Source organism: Leptolyngbya sp. Heron Island J (assembly GCF_000482245.1).
In the GTDB taxonomy this organism is placed as follows: domain Bacteria; phylum Cyanobacteriota; class Cyanobacteriia; order Phormidesmidales; family Phormidesmidaceae; genus Leptothoe.
Map to the genome: position 1 here is coordinate 24,981 of NZ_AWNH01000057.1, position 18,886 is coordinate 43,866.

At 47.1% G+C, this 18,886-nt stretch carries 14 protein-coding genes; 4 read left to right on the forward strand and 10 right to left on the reverse strand.

Going from position 1 to position 18,886, the window contains the following annotated elements; genetic code table 11:
• Positions 1–33: 33 nt before the first annotated feature.
• Positions 34–1,035: a hypothetical protein gene (locus N836_RS55645; RefSeq protein ID WP_023073524.1), complete on the reverse strand. Its 1,002-nt coding sequence runs from the start codon at positions 1,033–1,035 to the stop codon at positions 34–36.
• 207 nt (positions 1,036–1,242) lie between these two features.
• Here N836_RS55645 and N836_RS55650 point away from each other — a divergent pair, with 207 nt between their 5' ends.
• Entirely contained in the window at positions 1,243–1,620 is a 378-nt protein-coding gene (locus N836_RS55650; protein ID WP_023073525.1) for a hypothetical protein, read from the forward strand.
• A gap of 331 nt (positions 1,621–1,951) precedes the next feature.
• Here the strand turns inward: N836_RS55650 and N836_RS55655 are convergent, their stop codons facing one another.
• The 5 genes from N836_RS55655 to N836_RS74205 all read right to left on the reverse strand — a co-directional run bounded on the left by N836_RS55655 (position 1,952) and on the right by N836_RS74205 (position 8,497).
• Entirely contained in the window at positions 1,952–2,365 is a 414-nt protein-coding gene (locus N836_RS55655; protein WP_023073526.1) for a response regulator, read from the reverse strand.
• 2 nt (positions 2,366–2,367) lie between these two features.
• Positions 2,368–4,734: a hybrid sensor histidine kinase/response regulator gene (locus N836_RS55660; protein ID WP_023073527.1), complete on the reverse strand. Its 2,367-nt coding sequence runs from the start codon at positions 4,732–4,734 to the stop codon at positions 2,368–2,370.
• Between the two features lie 20 nt (positions 4,735–4,754).
• Positions 4,755–6,113 carry a methyl-accepting chemotaxis protein gene (locus tag N836_RS55665; RefSeq protein WP_023073528.1) on the reverse strand — a complete coding sequence of 453 codons (1,359 nt, stop codon included), beginning with the start codon at positions 6,111–6,113 and terminating at the stop codon, positions 4,755–4,757.
• Between the two features lie 66 nt (positions 6,114–6,179).
• Positions 6,180–7,268, reverse strand: coding sequence for a chemotaxis protein CheW (locus N836_RS55670; protein WP_023073529.1), 1,089 nt, complete (start codon positions 7,266–7,268; stop codon positions 6,180–6,182).
• A 47-nt stretch (positions 7,269–7,315) separates the two neighbouring features.
• Complete coding sequence (locus N836_RS74205) at positions 7,316–8,497, reverse strand: response regulator (RefSeq protein ID WP_023073530.1); 1,182 nt, start codon at positions 8,495–8,497, stop codon at positions 7,316–7,318.
• Between the two features lie 464 nt (positions 8,498–8,961).
• On the opposite strand from N836_RS74205, the gene N836_RS55680 reads away from it, so the two are divergent.
• From N836_RS55680 to N836_RS55685, 3 genes are all read left to right on the forward strand, one after another.
• Positions 8,962–9,861, forward strand: coding sequence for a hypothetical protein (locus tag N836_RS55680; protein WP_031293040.1), 900 nt, complete (start codon positions 8,962–8,964; stop codon positions 9,859–9,861).
• A gap of 228 nt (positions 9,862–10,089) precedes the next feature.
• Entirely contained in the window at positions 10,090–10,881 is a 792-nt protein-coding gene (locus tag N836_RS73460; RefSeq protein ID WP_152532169.1) for a PEP-CTERM sorting domain-containing protein, read from the forward strand.
• Positions 10,882–11,136: 255 nt separating this feature from the next.
• Positions 11,137–13,122: an amylo-alpha-1,6-glucosidase gene (locus N836_RS55685; RefSeq protein WP_023073533.1), complete on the forward strand. Its 1,986-nt coding sequence runs from the start codon at positions 11,137–11,139 to the stop codon at positions 13,120–13,122.
• Positions 13,123–13,155: 33 nt separating this feature from the next.
• On the opposite strand, the gene N836_RS55690 is transcribed toward N836_RS55685, so the two are convergent.
• From N836_RS55690 to N836_RS55705, 4 genes are all read right to left on the reverse strand, one after another.
• Positions 13,156–14,268, reverse strand: a complete 1,113-nt coding sequence (locus tag N836_RS55690) for an iron ABC transporter permease (protein WP_023073534.1) — start codon at positions 14,266–14,268, stop codon at positions 13,156–13,158.
• Between the two features lie 84 nt (positions 14,269–14,352).
• Complete coding sequence (locus N836_RS55695) at positions 14,353–15,147, reverse strand: metallophosphoesterase (protein WP_023073535.1); 795 nt, start codon at positions 15,145–15,147, stop codon at positions 14,353–14,355.
• The gene (locus tag N836_RS55700) at positions 15,144–16,505 is read right to left on the reverse strand and encodes an ABC transporter substrate-binding protein (RefSeq protein WP_023073536.1); all 1,362 of its coding nucleotides are present in this window, start codon (positions 16,503–16,505) and stop codon (positions 15,144–15,146) included. The genes N836_RS55695 and N836_RS55700 overlap by 4 nt, the downstream gene beginning before the upstream one ends.
• Positions 16,506–16,540: 35 nt before the next feature.
• The gene (locus tag N836_RS55705) at positions 16,541–18,571 is read right to left on the reverse strand and encodes a TonB-dependent receptor plug domain-containing protein (RefSeq protein WP_023073537.1); all 2,031 of its coding nucleotides are present in this window, start codon (positions 18,569–18,571) and stop codon (positions 16,541–16,543) included.
• Positions 18,572–18,886: the final 315 nt, after the last annotated feature.

Genomic DNA, 18,886 nt, shown 5'->3' on the forward strand with positions numbered 1-18,886 from the left:
ACATTAAATCAATCATTAAGATGATATTGTTGGCTAGATATTGAAGCGACGGGTAATGCGATCGCAATAATTAAGCATCCTGGCCCGTCCATAGCTCCGCTGATGTTGCCACTGAGTCCCCTCGCACCAAGCCTGATAAGCAGGAATCACCACATCACACAAAAACTGTTGCCATCGTTGTGTAATTACCTCTGGAGCATAGTGAATCGACCGAATTTGACCTCTTTTAATCAGCCTAGCCCGAAACACACGATCCTGCTGAAGCTGCTCTAGATGGGTCAGCAACTCTGCTGTAGAGTTCGCTTCTAAATAATCCAGGTTGACATTACCTTCAGCGCGATAGGCCAGCTCTCGACCGAGTATAGCTGGCACCCCAGCTAGCCAAGCATTATAAAGTTTAGTAGCTGGTTTACTACGATAGCCGGGACGTCGCAAATTAAACTGACGTACAGCAACAACAGCATCAATGTGTTGATAATTATGCCAACGCGTGTCAATAGTTTGGTAACTATCCCAACGATTAGTATTGACCACAGGCAGCCACCGCAAGCCCATCTGCTGTAGCTGGTTCTCCCAGGCCGGTGTCATCAGCTCATCAGCCAAGCTGTTGCGATGTCCTAGAAACGCGACAGTTTCAAACCGCTGCTCAGGTAAACGAGGCCGTAGTCCCGGTTGAGGCCAGTGGGGTATAAAGTGACAGCCCAGCCACCTGGACGCTTCACAGGGATTTTGTACCACATGGAGCTGTGCCTGAGCACATAGGGGCGCTTCTGCTTTTAAGCAAATTAGCAATCGCCTAGGACCTGGTTGAATATCTGCTCCACGAGTAGCGTTGGCATGAAACAGAACAATACCTGCTTCGGGCAGTTGGTCAATTAGCCGACAGGCAAACCCCGCTTCCTGCAGCCTTAGATATGTTTGTACAGTCCAAGTATAAATCCCGAGTCCAAAACCAGACCAGTTTTCATTGCTAGAGGCTGGTAATCGACTAGGCCAGAAAGTTGTTGGAATATAAAAGTAAACGTCTGCAGGCAAAAAAATTCAACCCTACTAAAGGGGATTTAAACAGCTCACACTGATTTTAGTGGAGATACCTGGATTTTAATCTGATGATGCGCTGTCATTATTATTTCTTTAGCTTCCACAGATCAATACCAGAGACGCTTTTGGGCATCTTAGCTTGTCAAGCGTGTTTGTTTTGTGTGACAACGCTGCTGTTTTTACTGAGGTTGTTGGTCCAATATGGATAACATTAAAGAGTCTATTCAAAGTTCTCTGTCTATTGATGGTACTATTGGTGCCGCTCTCGGAGATTGGTCTACAGGATTTTCCCTAGGCCAGGTTAGTAAAGATGAAAACGCTTTCTCTACCCTGAAGTTGGAGCAAGCAATTGCTCTCAACTCTGAAGTAATTAAAGCTAAAAATAGAGCCCGTGAGGGCCTAGGAATAACATCTCCTATTGAAGACATACTCATCACTTTACAGGATCAGTATCATTTAATCCGTATTTGTGAAACCCTTGAAGGTGTTTTCTTCTATATGGTGATGGAACGAGAAAAATCCAATTTAGGTCTCGCTCGTCTCAAACTACGTCAAATTGAGCAGAGCCTGAAAGTGTAGCACTCACAATCGGCTGGATTGGTGGCAAATTAGCTTAGATTTTATCCATGTTCAGAACGGTCATTGATCCTTTTGAACACGGATATTTTTTTTAACTGAAACTTTTTACGTCATCAGACGTTGACTGGTTATTTCAACTTTTCACCGCTATCACCAGACTATCAATAGCGATACGTTCAAATCTATCATAGGAACTGTATTGCTATATGTTCTCCATATATAGAGTTCACTCCCGGCATTCTCAAAAGTGAGTAACCAGGAGTGAACTAAAAGACAAACTATGGGGAGCAGCAAAGCAGGGCATTTAGAACATCCCTGCCCCGCTACAAGGCTATACCTTTTTGCTGGCTAAAACCTTAATCTTAGTAATCAAAGAGCTTTTGAGTTTTTCATAGTCCGTAGCTGAGCCAGATGTGGGCTTAGGAAAAAAGTCTAGTGCCCCCGCCTGCATCAGGTTAAAAATGTTATCCACATCAGCAGGATGTACCGTATTGCTTACCACCAAAATGGGACGGGGAAACTCAGACATGACTTTTTGGGTAAATTCCAGACCATCCATTTTAGGCATCTGTAGGTCGGTACAGATAACGTCTGGCATAGTTTGGGCAATTACCCTAAGGCCATCTGCGCCATCTTGGGCCGTGCCAACAACATCGACTTCCGGCGACGAATCAATCAGTCGCTGCAGAATTTGTAGAGCAATAGCAGAATCTTCAACCAGAACAACTTTGATTGGGGTAACCATCGTTAAATTAAACTCCTAAGGGTATTGAGCAGTAAACTTTGGTCAAAATCACCTTTAGTGATATAAGCGTTGGCCCCAGCGTCAGCACCACGCTGTTTATCAGCATCTTGAGCCAAGGTTGTAACTAAGATAATCGGTAAATTTTCGTATTTTGTTTCCTGTCGGATCCGTGTAGTTAGCTCCAAACCGTTGAGATTAGGCATTTCTACATCAGACACAACTGCGTCAAATGAGTCCTCCTGCTGTAATTTACTAAAACCATCAAGACCGTCTACGGCAGTCGTTACTTGATAGCCAGCTCCTTCCAAGATTCGTCGTACCTGGGTGCGAATCGGAATAGAATCCTCCACTAACAATACTCTCGGTTGAGTTACGGTAGGTTCTCGGTCAGTCGATAGGGTATCGATGCCTTGGCCCCGAGCCGACTTGATCAGATCTTGAGGGCTCAATACCATACAGATCTCTCCTGTTCCCAGGATAGTAGCGCCAGCAATATTGCGCACTCGCTTGAGTATCTTACTATGGGGCTTTAATACAATGTCTTGCTGATCTACCAAAGCATCAACAAACACGCCTAATCGCTCTGAACCGACCTTCAGCACAACGCAGGGGTTAGATTGTTTAGTAGCGTTGATCTGAGGTCGTGTAGCAACAGACAGAGGCAAATCTAACAGATCTGTTAACCAAACAACCGATAGGGGATTACCTTGAAACGTGATTGTAGGGCTACCTTCAAGGGCAAAGATATCCTGGGGAGCAACCCGCATCATTACTTCAACACATTCAACAGGTATTGCATAGGAGGTGTGATTAACTTCAATAATTAAGGCTGATGCTGTCGCTAAACTTGTATTGAGGATAAATCGGAACATACAGCCTTGACCGGGGTTAGACTGTACTTGAATTGATCCCTTCAGCCGTTCAACGTTGACTCGAACAACATCTAAACCTACCCCTCGACCAGAAATTTCAGTCACGGTTGTACGGGTGGAAAAGCCAGGGACAAAGATCAGGTTTTGAAGTTGTTCAGTACTCATCTGATCCAATTCAGCTTTGTTATACAGTCCCCGACGCAGAGCTGTTTGTTTAATACTCGCTAAGCTAAGTCCACGACCATCATCGACCACGTCAATCTCAATATGGCTACCCTGCTGACGAGCCTTGAGCCAGATTGTGCCCATAGAGACCTTATCCATGGCAATACGCTCGCTCGGAGCCTCAATCCCGTGATCAATGGCGTTACGGATCAGATGAGTCAGCGGTGCTTTCATCTCTTCTAAAATCCGTTTATCTGCCTGGATATCGCCCCCCTCAATCACTAGATTAACGCTTTTTCTGCGATCTTTTGCCAGATCGCGCACCATTCGGGGAAACAGATTAAACATACTGGACAAAGGGAGCTGACGCAGCCTGAGAATACCTGATTCCAGGTTATTGGAGAGAGTCTCTAACCGAGCGGAGTCTTCATAAGCTTTTGTCCGCAGCTGTTTCAATAAACCACCCAGCTGATCTAGGCGATCTTCAGTAAGCTGTTGAACTGTTTGTAGCGGTGCCAGAACGCCAGCCTCAAGCTGGAGATCTTGATTATCAAAGGTCAGACGATTGATAAAACTATCACGAACCCAGCTTTCCCAAAAAAGAAGGGCTTTGTCAATATCATCCATCCGACGGGTGATACGCCGTTTAGTTACAGATAGTTCTCCTGCTTGTATCATCAGGGCATCTAGCTTTAGCGACTCAACCCTAACTGTATCAATGTGATAGGCTTCACTAACGCTATCATCTGTCGCTACCGTCTCAGAAACCGTACTTTTTAGAGTGACAGCGTCTGGGGTTGACTGATTGATTGCCTCTAGTTCTAACTCTTCTGATGCAGGCAAAGTCAGTATCGGATCAGTTTTGTTGTCGGTATAGAAGTCGTCTTTGTCAGCTTCCAACAAATCCTGACTCTCATCTGGCTCTATAGCTTCAGAAACAGGTGTAGACACGTCGCCAGCGTTCATCAGCTGAGCCAGCACGTGGAATACACTCACGTTTGCGGGCTCACCTGTGACGGCTTCATGGGCTATTTTACGAATCGAGTCTAACCCCTGGTAAAGGCAATCGCAGAAAGCTGAGGTTAAGTGACGCTCACCTTGTTCTACACTGCTCAACAGCTCTTCTAACTGGTGGGTCAGGGTCTCTGCATCCTCTACTCCCAGCATACGAGAGTCTCCTTTTAGGGAGTGGGTTGCTCGCAGTAGTTCTTTGAGTTTGGTAGAGTCCTCTGGATGTTTCTCTAAGTAAAGAAAACCCGCTTCTAACTTGTCTAAATGGTCCTTGCTGGCGTCTCGATAGAGCGCACGCAGCTCTTCATCTTCGATGTACATGGCGTCATTGGAGAAAAGGGTTACACAGCAACTTGTAATTCTTCTGCGATGGTCTTGAGTTCTTCGGTGGAATTTTGAACCTGATTTACAGCGGTTACTGTTTCTTTCGCACCCAGGTTAATTGCGTTCATGGCAGATACGGCCTGCTGTACACCCACCGCCTGTTGTTTAGCAGTTTGAGCAATCTCTTGGGTGTTGGAATACACCTCGTTAATGGCCGCAGCAATCTGCTTAAACACATTGGCTGTACTTTTAGCAACTTCAATCCCTGCTTTTGCGGTTTTGTTGCCTTCATCGGTTACCATCACCGTGCTGTTAATTGAAGATTGAATCGCTTCAACCAAGATATTAATCTTGCCGGCTGAGTCGCGACTTTGGTCGGCTAATTTACGAATCTCACCGGCTACCACAGCGAAACCTTTGCCCTGCTCACCTGCCCGTGCTGCTTCTACCGCTGCGTTTAGGGCTAACATGTTGGTTTGATCGGCTACGTCGGCCACCAGACTGGAAATTGTTGAAATTTGGTCGGTTTGCTCACTTAGCTGCATAATTTGCTCTGCGATCGCACTCACCTTGTCCTGCAGATCTTCAATTCCCAGCACCGTGTTTTCCACCGCTTGACTACCTGTCTCAGATAAATCTAGAGCCTCACGGGCACCCGTAGCAGAGGAATTAGCCTTTTGAGCCGCCTGTAGCGAGGATGTTCCTAGCTGTTCAATGGTCGATGTAGTCACATGCACAGACGCTGTCTGGTCAGCAACCAGACGCTCCTGGGCTTCAACCGTCGCTGCAATGTCCGAAGAACTATCAGCCACCGTCGTGACTGATTGCTGAAGCACCTTAGAAACGCGATAAATACTCCAGAGAATAAAACCTAATATGGCTAAGTCCACGGCTAAAAATGCCCATAGAATGAGACCTACTTCTTTAATATGAGCTGTGGTAAAGTTTTCGGCTGCAAACACAGCTTCATTAGTCAATTCAAAGAACGCTTCACTATCTTCGAGCAGTTTTGTTTTTAGATTGGGATTTTGACGGTACTGGACAATCGTTGTTTTAAGCTGTTGCCAGGCACTCTCGACCTCTTGAATCCTAGCTAGATAGGTTGGATCAGTAGCTTTAGGTAGATCTAAAGATTTGTCTCCATTGATCAAACCATTCATCAATTGGTCCAGGTTTTGAATCAAGTCATCACTGGGTTGTCCATTGGTTTCTAACTTGACTAGTCGTTGAGTAGCCCCTCGCACAATACCAGATTTGTTCACAACACTTCCGTCTAATGCACCCTCTTGTGTACGGACGTTTTCAAACACGGTAACGCCTATAGTCAAACAAGCTAGTCCAACAATGGTGATTTTTAACTGATCAGTAATTTTCATGCGATCACTCCTAGAGTATAATCTGGATTTTTTTTAGCAAACGTTAATGGCAAGGGATGTCATGATTTACATCGCCTGATTGACAACCAAACCACCTTGAGAGAGAAGTTTTGACAAATCAAGAATACTTAAGGTGTTTTGGGCATAGCGGGTTGCCCCTTGAAAAAATGCCTGGCAACGATTTGAGACTACTGTGGGCATAGCGGTAATCTCAGAGGGGGACAAATAAATCACATCTAAAACCTGATCAACGGTGATCCCCGCAACAATGTCATCAACTTCAATGACAACAGCCTTGGAAGAAACATACTCAGGTTGGAAAAGATTTAGCTCCTCACGAATATCAATTAGGGTCATCACTTCTCCTCGCAGGTTCATATTGCCCACAATGTGTGACGGACAACAGGGAATTGACATCACATGGCGAGTATTAATAAATTCTCGTACACGGTGTAGATCTACACCAAAATATTCCCCTCCTAGACCGATTACCGCCAGGGGCATCAAGCTACTAATATCAGAAGTCTCTAAAGACTGTCTCACATCGATTGCTCGTTGTCGAAAGACCTGCTGCTCTTCTGGTGTACTATGAGGGCAATAAAGGGAGAAAAAGTTAGTGAGAACCGGAATCTCCTGAGCTTCTAAAACTCGCTCACTAGGATAGGCATCATCATCGCTGTCTGATGTGTTGAGTTTTGCTTCCCAGGTCATCATTGCCACGTCGTCAGTTTGACGAATCAATGCCTCAGGGTTTAACAAAATAATGATCTCATCGTCTAGCTTAGCGACGTTTGCTGCAAATGCTGCTTGATAATGATCTCTAAATTCATAACTAGGTGCGGCTTCAATACTGGAAATGTGAAAAGACCGCACATTATCCACCTGGTTGACCACCATACCCACCTGCAGCCCCTGCCACTCTATAACAATGACGCTATCACTCAGCTGACAGCCTGGCATGTCCTGTCCTAATCGTTTGGCAAGGTGCATAATCGGCAGAATCTTGCCTCGAAAATTCAGAATACCGATAATATCGCCTGGTGCATCGGCAATGGGAGTTACCTCAGGTAGCTGAAAAACCTCTCGTACTTGAGTTGTGGCAAGTCCATAGTGTAAACCATTAAGTTCAAAGGTTAGGTAAGCTTGGGTTTCCATAGTGGGTGTTCTAGTTGTAAATCTTCTATGACATCACTACGACATGACTACGACATCACTGTGTCGGGTATATATCTGTTGAGTACTTCCATGAGCTTTTGACGATCGATGGGTTTTGTTAAATAGTGGGTTGAACCGGCCATTTGACCTTTAATTTTGTTGAACATACCGTCTTTGGCTGTCAACATAATTACCGGTAGCTCCCTAAATTTATTAATCTTACGAATGGTTCGACAAAGTTCCAGACCATCAATATCTGGCATGGTTACATCTAAAAGCAACAAGTCGATGTTTTCTCGATTTAATAAGTTAAGGGCATCCATGGCATTGTCAGCCAATAGGAGATTGTAGCGATCATCAACAATCCGTTTAATCATTGTTTGTACGACAGGACTATCATCAACGCTGAGAATAGTCCGTACCTGTTGACGAGCCGGAGCGGCAACAGGTTTAGATGGCATAGTGATTGGGGAACTCAAATTAATAGGTGTATCCTGCTTTTTATCTGGCCTGAAGGTCAGCCAGCCCATCTGCACATAATGCGCATAGCTGTGAGCTAACTCCAGGGGATCTCTGCCAATTCCATCGGCGATCTCTCCGAGGGTGCGCTGACCATCTATCCATTGGTGTAAATGTTGTTGCACCCAGGGATCGCTGATGGTTTGTTGTGCGGCAGAGATGCGATGGGGAATTGAATTTCTGGATGCGATCGCAGGCAATAACCCAGCCCACCCCCGTCGTCGTTGGGCAAGATCGTCCTCTAGCTGTTGCCACCTAAAACCATGGTTATCCTCTCCATAGGTAAGATCTACCATCACCGAGGAATTGCATTTGAGCTGTCCAGCATAGGGTAAGATTTCTTCCAGAGTCAGAACAATCTGATTGCGAATAAATGACTCAACATCCTGCCATTTAAACAACTCAAGGCGAATAAAGAGGTCTAAATACTGACGAATAGAAGATTGATCCGCAACTTTTCTACTGGCCAGCTGTAATGCTGCATCCATAATTTGCAATTTAAATTTCTTTCCTAATTTTTGAGATAGCTCATAGGGTTCTGGTAAATATAGACCCGCATAGGTCAGCTCACCCTTAAAAAAACTAAGAACTCTAGGACGCCGAAGTTTTGGCTCACTAACCTGCACCTCAACATAAGCAACCCCAGAAAAACCATCATGCTGCAGCTTTAAGAGCACACTGCCCAATTGATTGGCGTTAAACTGAAGCATTAACATCCTCCCCAAGAGAATTTAGAAGATCGTAAAAAGAGTTTGCACAGACCAAACTGACACCAACAATTGGCTTAAGGATCTGCAGCTAAATAATGTACCCGATCAATCCGGTTTCGACTTCGCTCAACCTACCAGCTTTGAGAGTTGAGCGAAGCCGAAACTCGCTCTACGGGCATTGCATCTTCGAACCAGTCCCTTAATTGAGCCTTCTTTAAAGAGAATCAAATATCAACTCAACTTGTTGTTACTAATTCACTAACAACACAATTAAGACGTAAATTTCATCGTTGCTGATTTAGCAGATGACTTGGGCGGACCATGGGGCTTAGTCTCTACCTATTCAAGATCAATGAATGCTGACGATTAGCAGCGCCTCAATTCTTAATCTCATTGTTGATTTGATATGGTTAAAGTGCCCATCTAATCAAAAGACGAACATAGAGGCTCGGTGGTTAGGCAGCATGAAGATTTTTTACTACAGACGGCGGGATGCTCAGCCTAACTTCGGCGATGAGTTAAATACCTGGCTATGGCCCCAACTGCGACCAGACTTCTTTGATGATGAGGAGTTTACCCAGTTTATTGGTACAGGAACCTTACTGAATCACCGCCTAGCTGAACGAACAGCTACAGCTAAACGGCTGATTATCTTTAGCAGCGGTGCTGGGTATGAACAACCGCTGTCAACGATCCCTGCACACTGGCACATTGTCTGTGTCAGGGGGCCTCTATCGGCTAGCCGTTTGCGGCTTCCCCGTGAAAAAGCAATTACTGATGGCGGTATCTTAGTGCGTCGCTGCTTTACTCCTGCCAGTAACAAGACTGTCTCCTATGGGTTTATGCCCCATATTCACCATGCCAATTTTGCTGGTGTTACCTGGAAGCGACTGTGTGAAGAAATCGGGATTGGTTACATTGATCCGCGTTGGCCCATAGAGCAGGTGTTGGGAGCTATCGGTCGTACAGAAGTTTTACTCGCTGAAGCAATGCATGGAGCCATTGTAGCCGACGCCCTCAGAACCGCCTGGATTCCCGTCGTCACCAGTCCGAGAATTTTAAGTTTTAAGTGGCAAGACTGGTGTGCTTCTATCAATGTGCCCTATCGTCCCTGGAGATTGTTGCCACTATCAGATTATCCAACCTATGTCAGGGGATTACGCTCGTCGTTGCAGGCAGGATGGCTGCGGACTAAATGGGGACAGCAAACATTAAGCCATCAGCCAATGAAGTTTCTTCACCCATCTACCGCAGATAGTCTTAAGGGGCTAATCACTCAAGGCCGACCTGTTTTAAGTACAGACGCTACTCTAGAAAGATTAACCACACAGTTAGAATCAAGATTAAGTTCCATCAAGAAATAGCTAGTTTGGTGAGGGGGGATACAATTTAGGGATTTTTAAGGGGTTTACCCGTACGATTCGTTCTCCTTTAGCTAGACTGAGAGCAATATTAGGTTCTATACGCCGTTGCTGATTTAGAGCATGAGCTGATCTGAAAGCAGGGCAATTAGCCCAGACTTTTCAGATGAAACTATAGTTCGGATCAGTAACGGCATCTACTTTATGTTGCTCATCATGTTTTCTCAGGCTGTGGGATCTAGATGGAGGCTGTCTGTTCCCTGGATAATTGCGTTAGGGCTGTTAGCAACACCAGCTCAAGCGGCCAGTCTTGTTTTAGAGAGTTTGGAGTTTAGTGAAGTTTCAGGTGATTTCACGATTACAGGCGGTCAAACAACTCAGGATGCCCTCAGAATTTTTCAAGATGTGACTGGCCCAAATATAGACTTGTTTATGTCAATTGAGGGATTGCGGCGTGAACGCTTACTGGGGTTTCGATTAGAATCTGTAGTCACTAACCGCACTGATACGCCTTGGGTTTTCTTTGATCATGAGCTGCAAGAACAATTGGGAGTACCGAGTCCTGAGGAAGACGGTTTATCCTTTGCTCAAGGGTTTGCATTTGCTAGACCGACTTCAGACCAGTTTTCAACAGTTGACGAAGTAACAGATATCCGAGATTTTGTGAATTTCACTGGAGGTGTGATTAATCCAAATCAAACGGTGACCTTTCGGTATCTTATCCTTGATAACAGCCCAAACGATTTATTTTTTCTCAGACAGCGTCCTAATTTTGCCCCTGGTGGCGTGGGAGTCGTGGCACCACCACCACCACCTCAAGTCCCTGCCGCACCTGCTCCACCATCGACGCCGCCATCACCGACTGCACCACCGATTGTAGAAGCTCCGGTAACCCCACCACCGCCGCCACCGGAGGTGATTTCCGAACAACCGTTGCCAGCGGTGAAAGTGCCAGAACCAGGCGTCTCTATTGGTCTACTGAGCCTAATGGGAATGGCCTGGCTACGGCGGCGAGATCACTAAGGAATGAGGATTCAATTAGATCCTATCTTTTGCCCTACAGGCGTCCCATAGAACGCCTCAGCAGACAACATTTTTGGATCTGATAAAATCCTGATCCCTAAACAGCATGGTATATTTTTCCATGATTGTTGGCAGTTTGTCATGATTTTGGGTAATTCACCTCAGCTTGCTATCATCTGGGTGCATATTGTTTGAGTAAATATTGTTTATTCTCCCTGAGAACACTCATCAGCCCCTAATGACTAAGGTGAATACATGCTGGCTTTTGGACGAGAAGTTTGTGGAGATTTGGCAACGGCTGAAACTCGCGAATGGTTAGTGACTAACGGCATTGGTGGCTATGCTGCAGGCACAGTGGCAGGTATTCTCACTCGTCGCTACCACGGTCTGCTGGTGGCGGCACTGCAGCCCCCCTTAGGGCGAACCCTGTTGGTCACCAAGTTCGAGGAAACTGTATACACCGATCAGTACTATGATTTGGCTACCAACCGCTGGACAGATGGCAGTGTTGCTCCCCAGGGCTATCAATTAATTGAAAGCTTTTACCTGGACGGGACCACCCCTGTGTGGACGTTTGCCCTGGGTGATGTGCTGTTAGAAAAGCGCATTTGGATGCAGCCTGGGGCCAATACGACCTATATGCGATACCATCTGCAGCGAAGTAACGATCCGGTAGAACTTTCCCTAAAAGCTCTGGTCAACTATCGGGACTACCATAGCAACACCCAAGGGCAAGGCTGGCTGATGCAAACAGGACGAGTCCCTGACGGGATTTATGTCCATGCCTTTGCCGACGCTGTTCCCTTCTATCTTTTGAGCAATCGTGGTCAGTTTCAGCTCCATCACGACTGGTATCAGGAGTTTGCCCTGGCTATGGAGCGCTATCGAGGCTTAGGCGATCGGGACGATCATTTATGTGTTGCCAGTTTGACCCTGGAGCTAGCTCCAGGAGAATCGGTGTTGCTAGCGACCAGTACGGATGCGAGTCCCGGTCTGGATAGTGAAGCGGCTATAGCAATGCGACAAACCTATGAGCAACAGCTGTTAAAACAGTCTCTAATCGGCTCCGAACAGCAGAAAACATTGATATCAGAAGAATTTCAGCGGTTAGTTCTGGCTGCCGATCAGTTTATTGTTGAGCGTCCTTTGGTGGATGAACCGGAGGGGAAAACGGTGATTGCTGGCTATCCCTGGTTTGGTGACTGGGGGCGGGATACCATGATCAGTCTGCCAGGGCTGACTCTGGCTACCGGACGTCCTCAGATTGCCCGCACTATTATTCGGACTTTTGCTCGCTATCTTGATCAGGGCATGTTGCCTAATTTGTTTCCCGACGCTGGGGAGATGCCAGAGTACAACACAGTCGATGCAATTCTTTGGTACTTTGAGGCCATTCGCGCTTACTATGGGGCCACGGGAGATGACACGCTGCTTAAGGAGATTTGGTCAGAGCTGGCGGCAGTGATTGATTGGCATCAGCGCGGGACACGCTACAACATTCATTTAGATAGTGATGGGTTATTGTATGCTGGTGAGCCCGGATTGCAGCTGACTTGGATGGATGCCAAGGTGGGAAATTGGGTGGTGACTCCCCGCATGGGTAAGCCGATTGAAATTAGTGCTCTCTGGTACAATGCGCTGTGCTGTATGGCGCTGTTTGCTCAGGTTTTAGGTAAACCCGCCCAGGACTATAAAACGCTGGCACAGCACACGTTGATCGGGTTTCAGCGATTTTGGCAAGGAGCCTACTGTTACGATGTTTTGGATGGACCCGATGGGAATGATGCGGCCATGCGCCCTAATCAAATTTTTGCCATTTCATTGCCGTTTGCTGGTGGCGAAGCTGGTGGTGCTTTGTTAGACCCCGCGCAGCAGCAGGCGGTAGTAGAGGCCTGTGGGCGAGAATTACTGACATCTCACGGGTTGCGATCGCTATCCCCCACCCATCCCCAATACATTGGCACCTATGGCGGCGACCCGCTTCAGCGCGATGGTGCCTATCATCAAGGCACCACCTGGGGGTGGTTGCTAGGCCCCTATGCCCAGGCCCACTTCCGGGTTTATCAAAATGCAGCCCAAGCACGGGCGTTACTTTCTCCTTTGATCCGGCATCTCCAGGGCGGCTGTATTGGCAATCTCAGTGAGATTTTTGACGGAGATGCTCCGATGGCACCGAGGGGATGTTTTGCCCAGGCCTGGACAGTGGCAGAAGTGCTCAGAGTCTGGCGGTTGCTGAGCTAAATGTGTGATTGGGTATGACTGGGTGTGACTGGGCTAAATCTGTTGTCGTCCTTGTTTTAACATCAGCCAAATCAGCACCGGAGCCCCTAATAAGGCCATGACAGCATTCAGCGGTAGCACAGTCTGGTTGCCAGGAACCTGGGCAATACTATCGGCTACTAGGGCCAGCCAGCCCCCCAGGAAGGCAACCACTGGCACGAGTATGCGATGATCCTGAGTCCGAAACAAACTGCGGCCTAAGTGAGGCACGGCCACACCAAGAAAAGCGATGGGACCACAAAACGCGGTAATACTACCAGCCAAAAGAGAGGCACTAAAGATCAAATAGCACCGTACCACTGTGACCGATAGCCCCAGGCTAATGGCCTGTTCTTCACCCAAGAGTAAAAGATTAAGCGGTTTGCAGGTAAGCTGAGCAATCACCAGACCCATGGTTACAACCGATAGTAAAATCGGCATCTGCTGCCAGGTGACACCATTAAAGCTACCAAAAGTCCAGTTGAGGTAGGCCAGGGTTTGTTCTAAACGGCTAAAGTGAAGCAATATTGTGACCAGGGCTGTGGTCACATAACCCAGCATCAGACCAAAGATTAGCAACGCTAAAGAGCTACGGACCTGACGCGCCATCAGCAGCACCAGCAGCATTGCGATCGCAGCCCCCCCACTGGCTGCACCCACTACACTCAGCTGGCCCCACCAGCCAATGCCCCCGCCGGTGAGCACAACCAAGGCCGCCCCCAAACTCGCTCCCGCATTAATACCCAGCACCGACGGTCCCGCCAGAGCATTGCGAAACAATGCTTGCAGCTGCAGACCACTGATCGCCAGGGCCGAACCAGCCGCCAGGGCCGTCAGAGAGCGAGGTAAACGAAAAGTCAGAATAATCTCTTGCCAGGCAGGCTTGGTGGCGGTCCCACCTAACAACACAGTCATAACTTCACTGGGGGGAATCGCCACAGATCCTAGGGCCAGGCTAACGAGAAACGTGATCAGAAGTACCAGGCTCAGGAGAACAAATCTGCTCAGACGACTGCAGCAAAATGCTTTGAGGCGACGGCTAATAATTCTGTTGAATACATTAGCTGGCGGAGAGATGGTTGGAGATGTTGTATAGCTAGGTTTTAGGGGATAGATTTTGTTGGCCATAGTGATGTTTACAAGGTGAGAATTGGCCTCAGTGGCATGATGAGCAGCAAAAAAATTAGCCTTTTGACACGGTATACCCAACTCCTAAAAAGCATGATCCTTAACTGAGGCGGGGACACAACTGACTCGTCTCACCTCCGTTCGATAACTGCCATCCTCGTTCAACCACAACAGCCGAAATCCTGGCCGTTCGTCATGGAGCTCAGCTGCTGCTGGTGTCACCTGAGAACAGGTTGATGGACAGCCATACAAGCGAATACCGTTGGTGGTTTGGGCTTGAAACTCATGGTGAATATGTCCAAACACCACTAACTTAACGTGAGAGAATTGCTCAATGAGGCTGCAAAACTGATCGCCGTTTTGTAGCTGTATTTGATCTACCCAATCAATACCCACAGCCTGGGGATGATGGTGTAGTGCAATTAAGGTCGGCTTAGGCGAATCATGGGTTAAATAAAATCTCAGCCGCTGCAGCTGTGGCGCTGAAAGATAGCCTTCGCCAAACTTGGCCTGAGGGAATACCGAATTCAACAGAATCAACCGCCAGGCTCCTAGGTCAACTGCCTTTAATCCCTGGCTGCATGGTAAAGTTTGAAACATCTGCTCAAGATTATCCAAGCAGTCATGGTTACCCGGTAGCCAGTAGGTTGGTAGTTGGGCTGCGCCATCTGCGATCGCATCCACCAAATGCCCATAGGCCGCTGCTTCTCCTTGATCAGCCAGATCCCCTGTCAGCAGCAGTCCATCGGGGCGACACCGGAGCGCCTGTTGCAATACAGCATTAAACGACTGCCAGGGATGATAGCCCCGCAGCTGGGCCGTCTTTTGAGCCAATAAGTGACTATCGGTGATTTGGACTAACAGAATTGAATTGCTCATGGTTCTAGCTGTTGGTAGTAAACCAATTCATGGTCAGGTAGTAACTCTGGATGGAAAATCTTAATTAAATCAGCCAGGATAATATGGGGGTTGACCGCGCCACTTTCCCAGTAGTCGTTGCCGCCGGTGTTATTCATCCGGGCGTTGTTATTAAAGACATTGCCCTGCTTGAGGGCCTCAAATTGGCCGTAGCGGGGGTCGGTTGCGATCGCATCATCACGGCTCAACCAATCCTGACTTACATTCACCCATATATCCGCCGTCGCCGCCTGGTCAAATACCGATTCAAAGTCCAGCGGTATGGTCACCGTCGAATCATTATTAGCCCACAAATAGGCAGCTCCCGCATCGTTTAACAGCTGAGCTGCATAGCTTTGGCCCCCCGACATATACCAGGTACCCTCATAGCTAAAGCCAGAGAAAACCGTTGGTTGTGCCGATAGATGAGCCGTTAACTCCACCAAAGACTCATAGGCTGTAGCAATTTCCCCAAACACCCGTTGAGCCTGAGCCTCTTGGTTAAAGAACAACGCCGTAAACAACAACCACTCGGCTCGTCCCAGGGGAGAATTTTCCACATAGTCTCCCACTAAGGCTACCGGTAATCCAACCTGCATCAAGCGATTATAACTATCCACATCCGGATCACCTGTGCCATAGGCCATAATCAAATCCGGGGCACTGATCAACAAGCGCTCCATATCAAGAGTTCTACCAGAGCTAAACTCGATCAGTTGATCACGCTCGATCTTTTTACGAACCTCAGGAGCATAGACAAAGCTCAAATTATCCATCCCCACTAGAGCATCCACCTGGTCTAGCAACTCTAAATGAGGGATATAGGTTGTGGATAATGTAACTACCCTCTGAGTAGGTACCTGGATCACCTGAGTCGCTTCAAACCCGCTGGGAGTTGGCGTACCACACTGCACTAGCAAGTATTTAAATGTCTCATTAGCCGCTGTCCACGGCTGAGTAACCGTCACCAGTTTGTAGTGATTGTAATAGTCTACAGAAAACCCTTGTGCATACTCTGGCTGAATTTTATCTGGGAAATAATCTGTATCAGGATCATAATCTGTTACGCAAGCAGAATTTTCGGCAACAGAAGGTCCTGAGGGGAGCTGTCGGCAACCACCAGTCACTAACAGCCCTACCACTAGGACAATCGTTAAAGATTTAGGAACAGACAATAAAGAGAAATCTTGGATAGGGCTGTTTTTCCCTTTTTTTCCCGCTGCAGAGGAGGGCCGATAGGGGAAGGGCATACGCTCAATAGCACTAGCCAAAGCCTGCCTTAGCCCCCTTTGCAGCAGGGAAACAACGTCTTTATCTAATGGCCTAAATTGCTCCATCATTCCCCCTTCATCTTCTACCGTATATACACAAGTAATCAAAAAGTGCCTTTTACACCTACCTGGAGACTGCGACCAACTCCTGGAAATCCTGGAAACTCTTCAAACTGCTCATCAAAAATATTGTCCATACTCGCATTTAACGCCCAGGTATTCGACAGGGGTACCCGCAGCTTCAAGTCTAAAGTTGTCCGTCCATCCAAGGATTCTAGATTGCCTCGATCGACAAAAGTATCACTGAGGGAACGTAAAAATAGTGCCGCGTAAAGCCCATCTCCAGGTTCGTAAGCCAAACCTAAATTAAAGCTGTCGGCATTGATAAACGGTAGAGAGTTACCTCGATTATCAGGGTTATCACTTTCCCGAATTTCCGGACGATTCCACGTATAGTTGGCAAAGGCAAACACGCCGTCAAACACTTGGTAGTTCAACTCCGTCTCAATCCCGATAGACTCTACTCGGTCAATGTTTTCCAACCTGAAGCTATCACTATTAAAGTTAATCGCATCATTAATTTCATTACGGTAGAACGTGACTCTCAACAAACCTCGATCTCCAAGCTGTTGATCAACACCAACATCAAAGCTAATACCAGTTTCAGGTTCAAGGTCTGGGTTATTGGTGTTGAAGGTAGTCAGGAACAGATCTGATAGCGTCGGCACCCGAAAATTCCGAGCAAAATTCGCTCGGAGACTGGTGGCGTCTGTTAAAGCTACCCGTGTGCCTAGGTTAAACGAGGTAAACGAACCATCAGCCAGGTCGTTGAAATCTTGGCGAATACCAGCATTCACCCCAAAACGAGAGGTAATATTAGCCTGATATCGCGCAAAAATACCCGTTTGATTGATGTTCTCGTCATAGGCATCAGCCGTTATCCCTGTCAGCAAATTAGTAGTCTCATTCTCAGCTTGAACATTGCGGTAGTCGATGCCATAGGTAATATTTTGATTGTCAGCAAACTGCCAGGCATGCTGCAATTGGCCACCTAAAGATACTTGATCAATCCGATCTTCTGAAGGCGTATCAAAATTACTATCAGCCACAGGATCATTAAACGTCAGGTCAAGAAAATCACCAAACAATCGTGCCGTTAATAATGAGTCATCCCCCTGCCCTAACCTGGATTCATAGGTTAGATCCAGCAACAGATTCTCTGTGTACTGATTGTCATCCTCAGTCAGGGTATTAAACGCACCAAAGCCATCGGGAGTCGGTACACCACCAGGAACGTTTAAATTTTTTGTTAGATACAAAGCTCCCAGACTAACTCGATTGCGCTCACCCAGGTCAGCTGCTAGCTGAAAATTAAAATTGTTATAAAGGACCTCAGCATTGGTGCGATCACCTTCAAAATCGACTGTGTTCAAACTGAAGGGGAAATCATTGTCGGCATCGGTACGGTTATACCCCAGTCTCCAATCAATAGTGCCGGTGTTGCCACGGACTTGCACAGTTTGATTGTTATAGCCAAAGCTGCCGATATCAAAGCTAGCTGTGGTTTCAATTCCTGCTTCTGCTAGGGGTCTGCGGGTAATGATATTGATAACACCGCCAATGGCGTTAGAGCCATATAGTACAGAACCTCCCCCTGGTAGCACCTCAATTTGCTCTACTGCATCTGTTGTAAAATTCGATAGATCAAAACCACCCGCAGCGCCGATCTCGTTAATGGGACGACCATCAAGCAGAATCAGTGTTTGAGCGGTGCTACTACCGCGAATGAACTGGCCACTCTGGGCTCCTAGCTGTCCACCGGCTGTTCCTTCACTCAGGATGCCAGGCAGATAGAGGAGAGCTTCGTCTACAGTGCGGGCTCCCTGGGCTTCAATTTGTTCACGGTTAATGACATAGACCGGTTGTGTTGCTTCACGAACAGTCCCTTCACGCCGAAAGGGGGAATAAACGGGCTGATCTAAAATGCTTTCAACAACGTTGATGCGGATAACGTCGTCTATTTCAGGACTCTGGGTCAAGAGTTCAAAATTGTCTGGGCGAGCTGTTTCTCCAGCCCAGGCAGGTGCTGCCAATAAAAAGAATAAAAGAGTCAGAGAAACAGGAAACTTGGACATGGTAGATATTGTTTTTGGAATTTGAAGTATATGGTATGCATGCAGGTTAATGACCAAAGCATTATTCTCAGAAACTTTGCCCCTCTCCAAGGGAGAGAAAGAAAAGGTCTTCTGAGCCATTTTTTTCGAGCCAAACCCTCTCGCACCGAGGAGAGAATCTTAAAAGTTGTGATAGCCAGTGTGACGCATTACAGAGCCGCTAAGGCTTGAAGCCACAGCGTCTGCAAGGATATATTCGACTAATCAGCCTTGAAAACACTATCTATAGACTCTGGCCTATACTGCATTAGGAGCTGCAGCTATACTGAGAGTACA

What these genes read in the sequence shown, in the direction of transcription:
- N836_RS55650 (WP_023073525.1), top strand. Translation starts at nt 1,243, where the DNA reads ATGGATAACATTAAAGAGTCTATTCAAAGTTCTCTGTCTATTGATGGT.
- N836_RS55695 (WP_023073535.1), bottom strand. Translation starts at nt 15,147, where the DNA reads ATGAGCAATTCAATTCTGTTAGTCCAAATCACCGATAGTCACTTATTG.
- N836_RS55680 (WP_031293040.1), top strand. Translation starts at nt 8,962, where the DNA reads ATGAAGATTTTTTACTACAGACGGCGGGATGCTCAGCCTAACTTCGGC.
- N836_RS55685 (WP_023073533.1), top strand. Translation starts at nt 11,137, where the DNA reads ATGCTGGCTTTTGGACGAGAAGTTTGTGGAGATTTGGCAACGGCTGAA.
- N836_RS55690 (WP_023073534.1), bottom strand. Translation starts at nt 14,268, where the DNA reads ATGGCCAACAAAATCTATCCCCTAAAACCTAGCTATACAACATCTCCA.
- N836_RS55670 (WP_023073529.1), bottom strand. Translation starts at nt 7,268, where the DNA reads ATGGAAACCCAAGCTTACCTAACCTTTGAACTTAATGGTTTACACTAT.
- N836_RS55660 (WP_023073527.1), bottom strand. Translation starts at nt 4,734, where the DNA reads ATGTACATCGAAGATGAAGAGCTGCGTGCGCTCTATCGAGACGCCAGC.
- N836_RS55665 (WP_023073528.1), bottom strand. Translation starts at nt 6,113, where the DNA reads ATGAAAATTACTGATCAGTTAAAAATCACCATTGTTGGACTAGCTTGT.
- N836_RS55705 (WP_023073537.1), bottom strand. Translation starts at nt 18,571, where the DNA reads ATGTCCAAGTTTCCTGTTTCTCTGACTCTTTTATTCTTTTTATTGGCA.
- N836_RS55655 (WP_023073526.1), bottom strand. Translation starts at nt 2,365, where the DNA reads ATGGTTACCCCAATCAAAGTTGTTCTGGTTGAAGATTCTGCTATTGCT.
- N836_RS74205 (WP_023073530.1), bottom strand. Translation starts at nt 8,497, where the DNA reads ATGCTTCAGTTTAACGCCAATCAATTGGGCAGTGTGCTCTTAAAGCTG.
- N836_RS55700 (WP_023073536.1), bottom strand. Translation starts at nt 16,505, where the DNA reads ATGATGGAGCAATTTAGGCCATTAGATAAAGACGTTGTTTCCCTGCTG.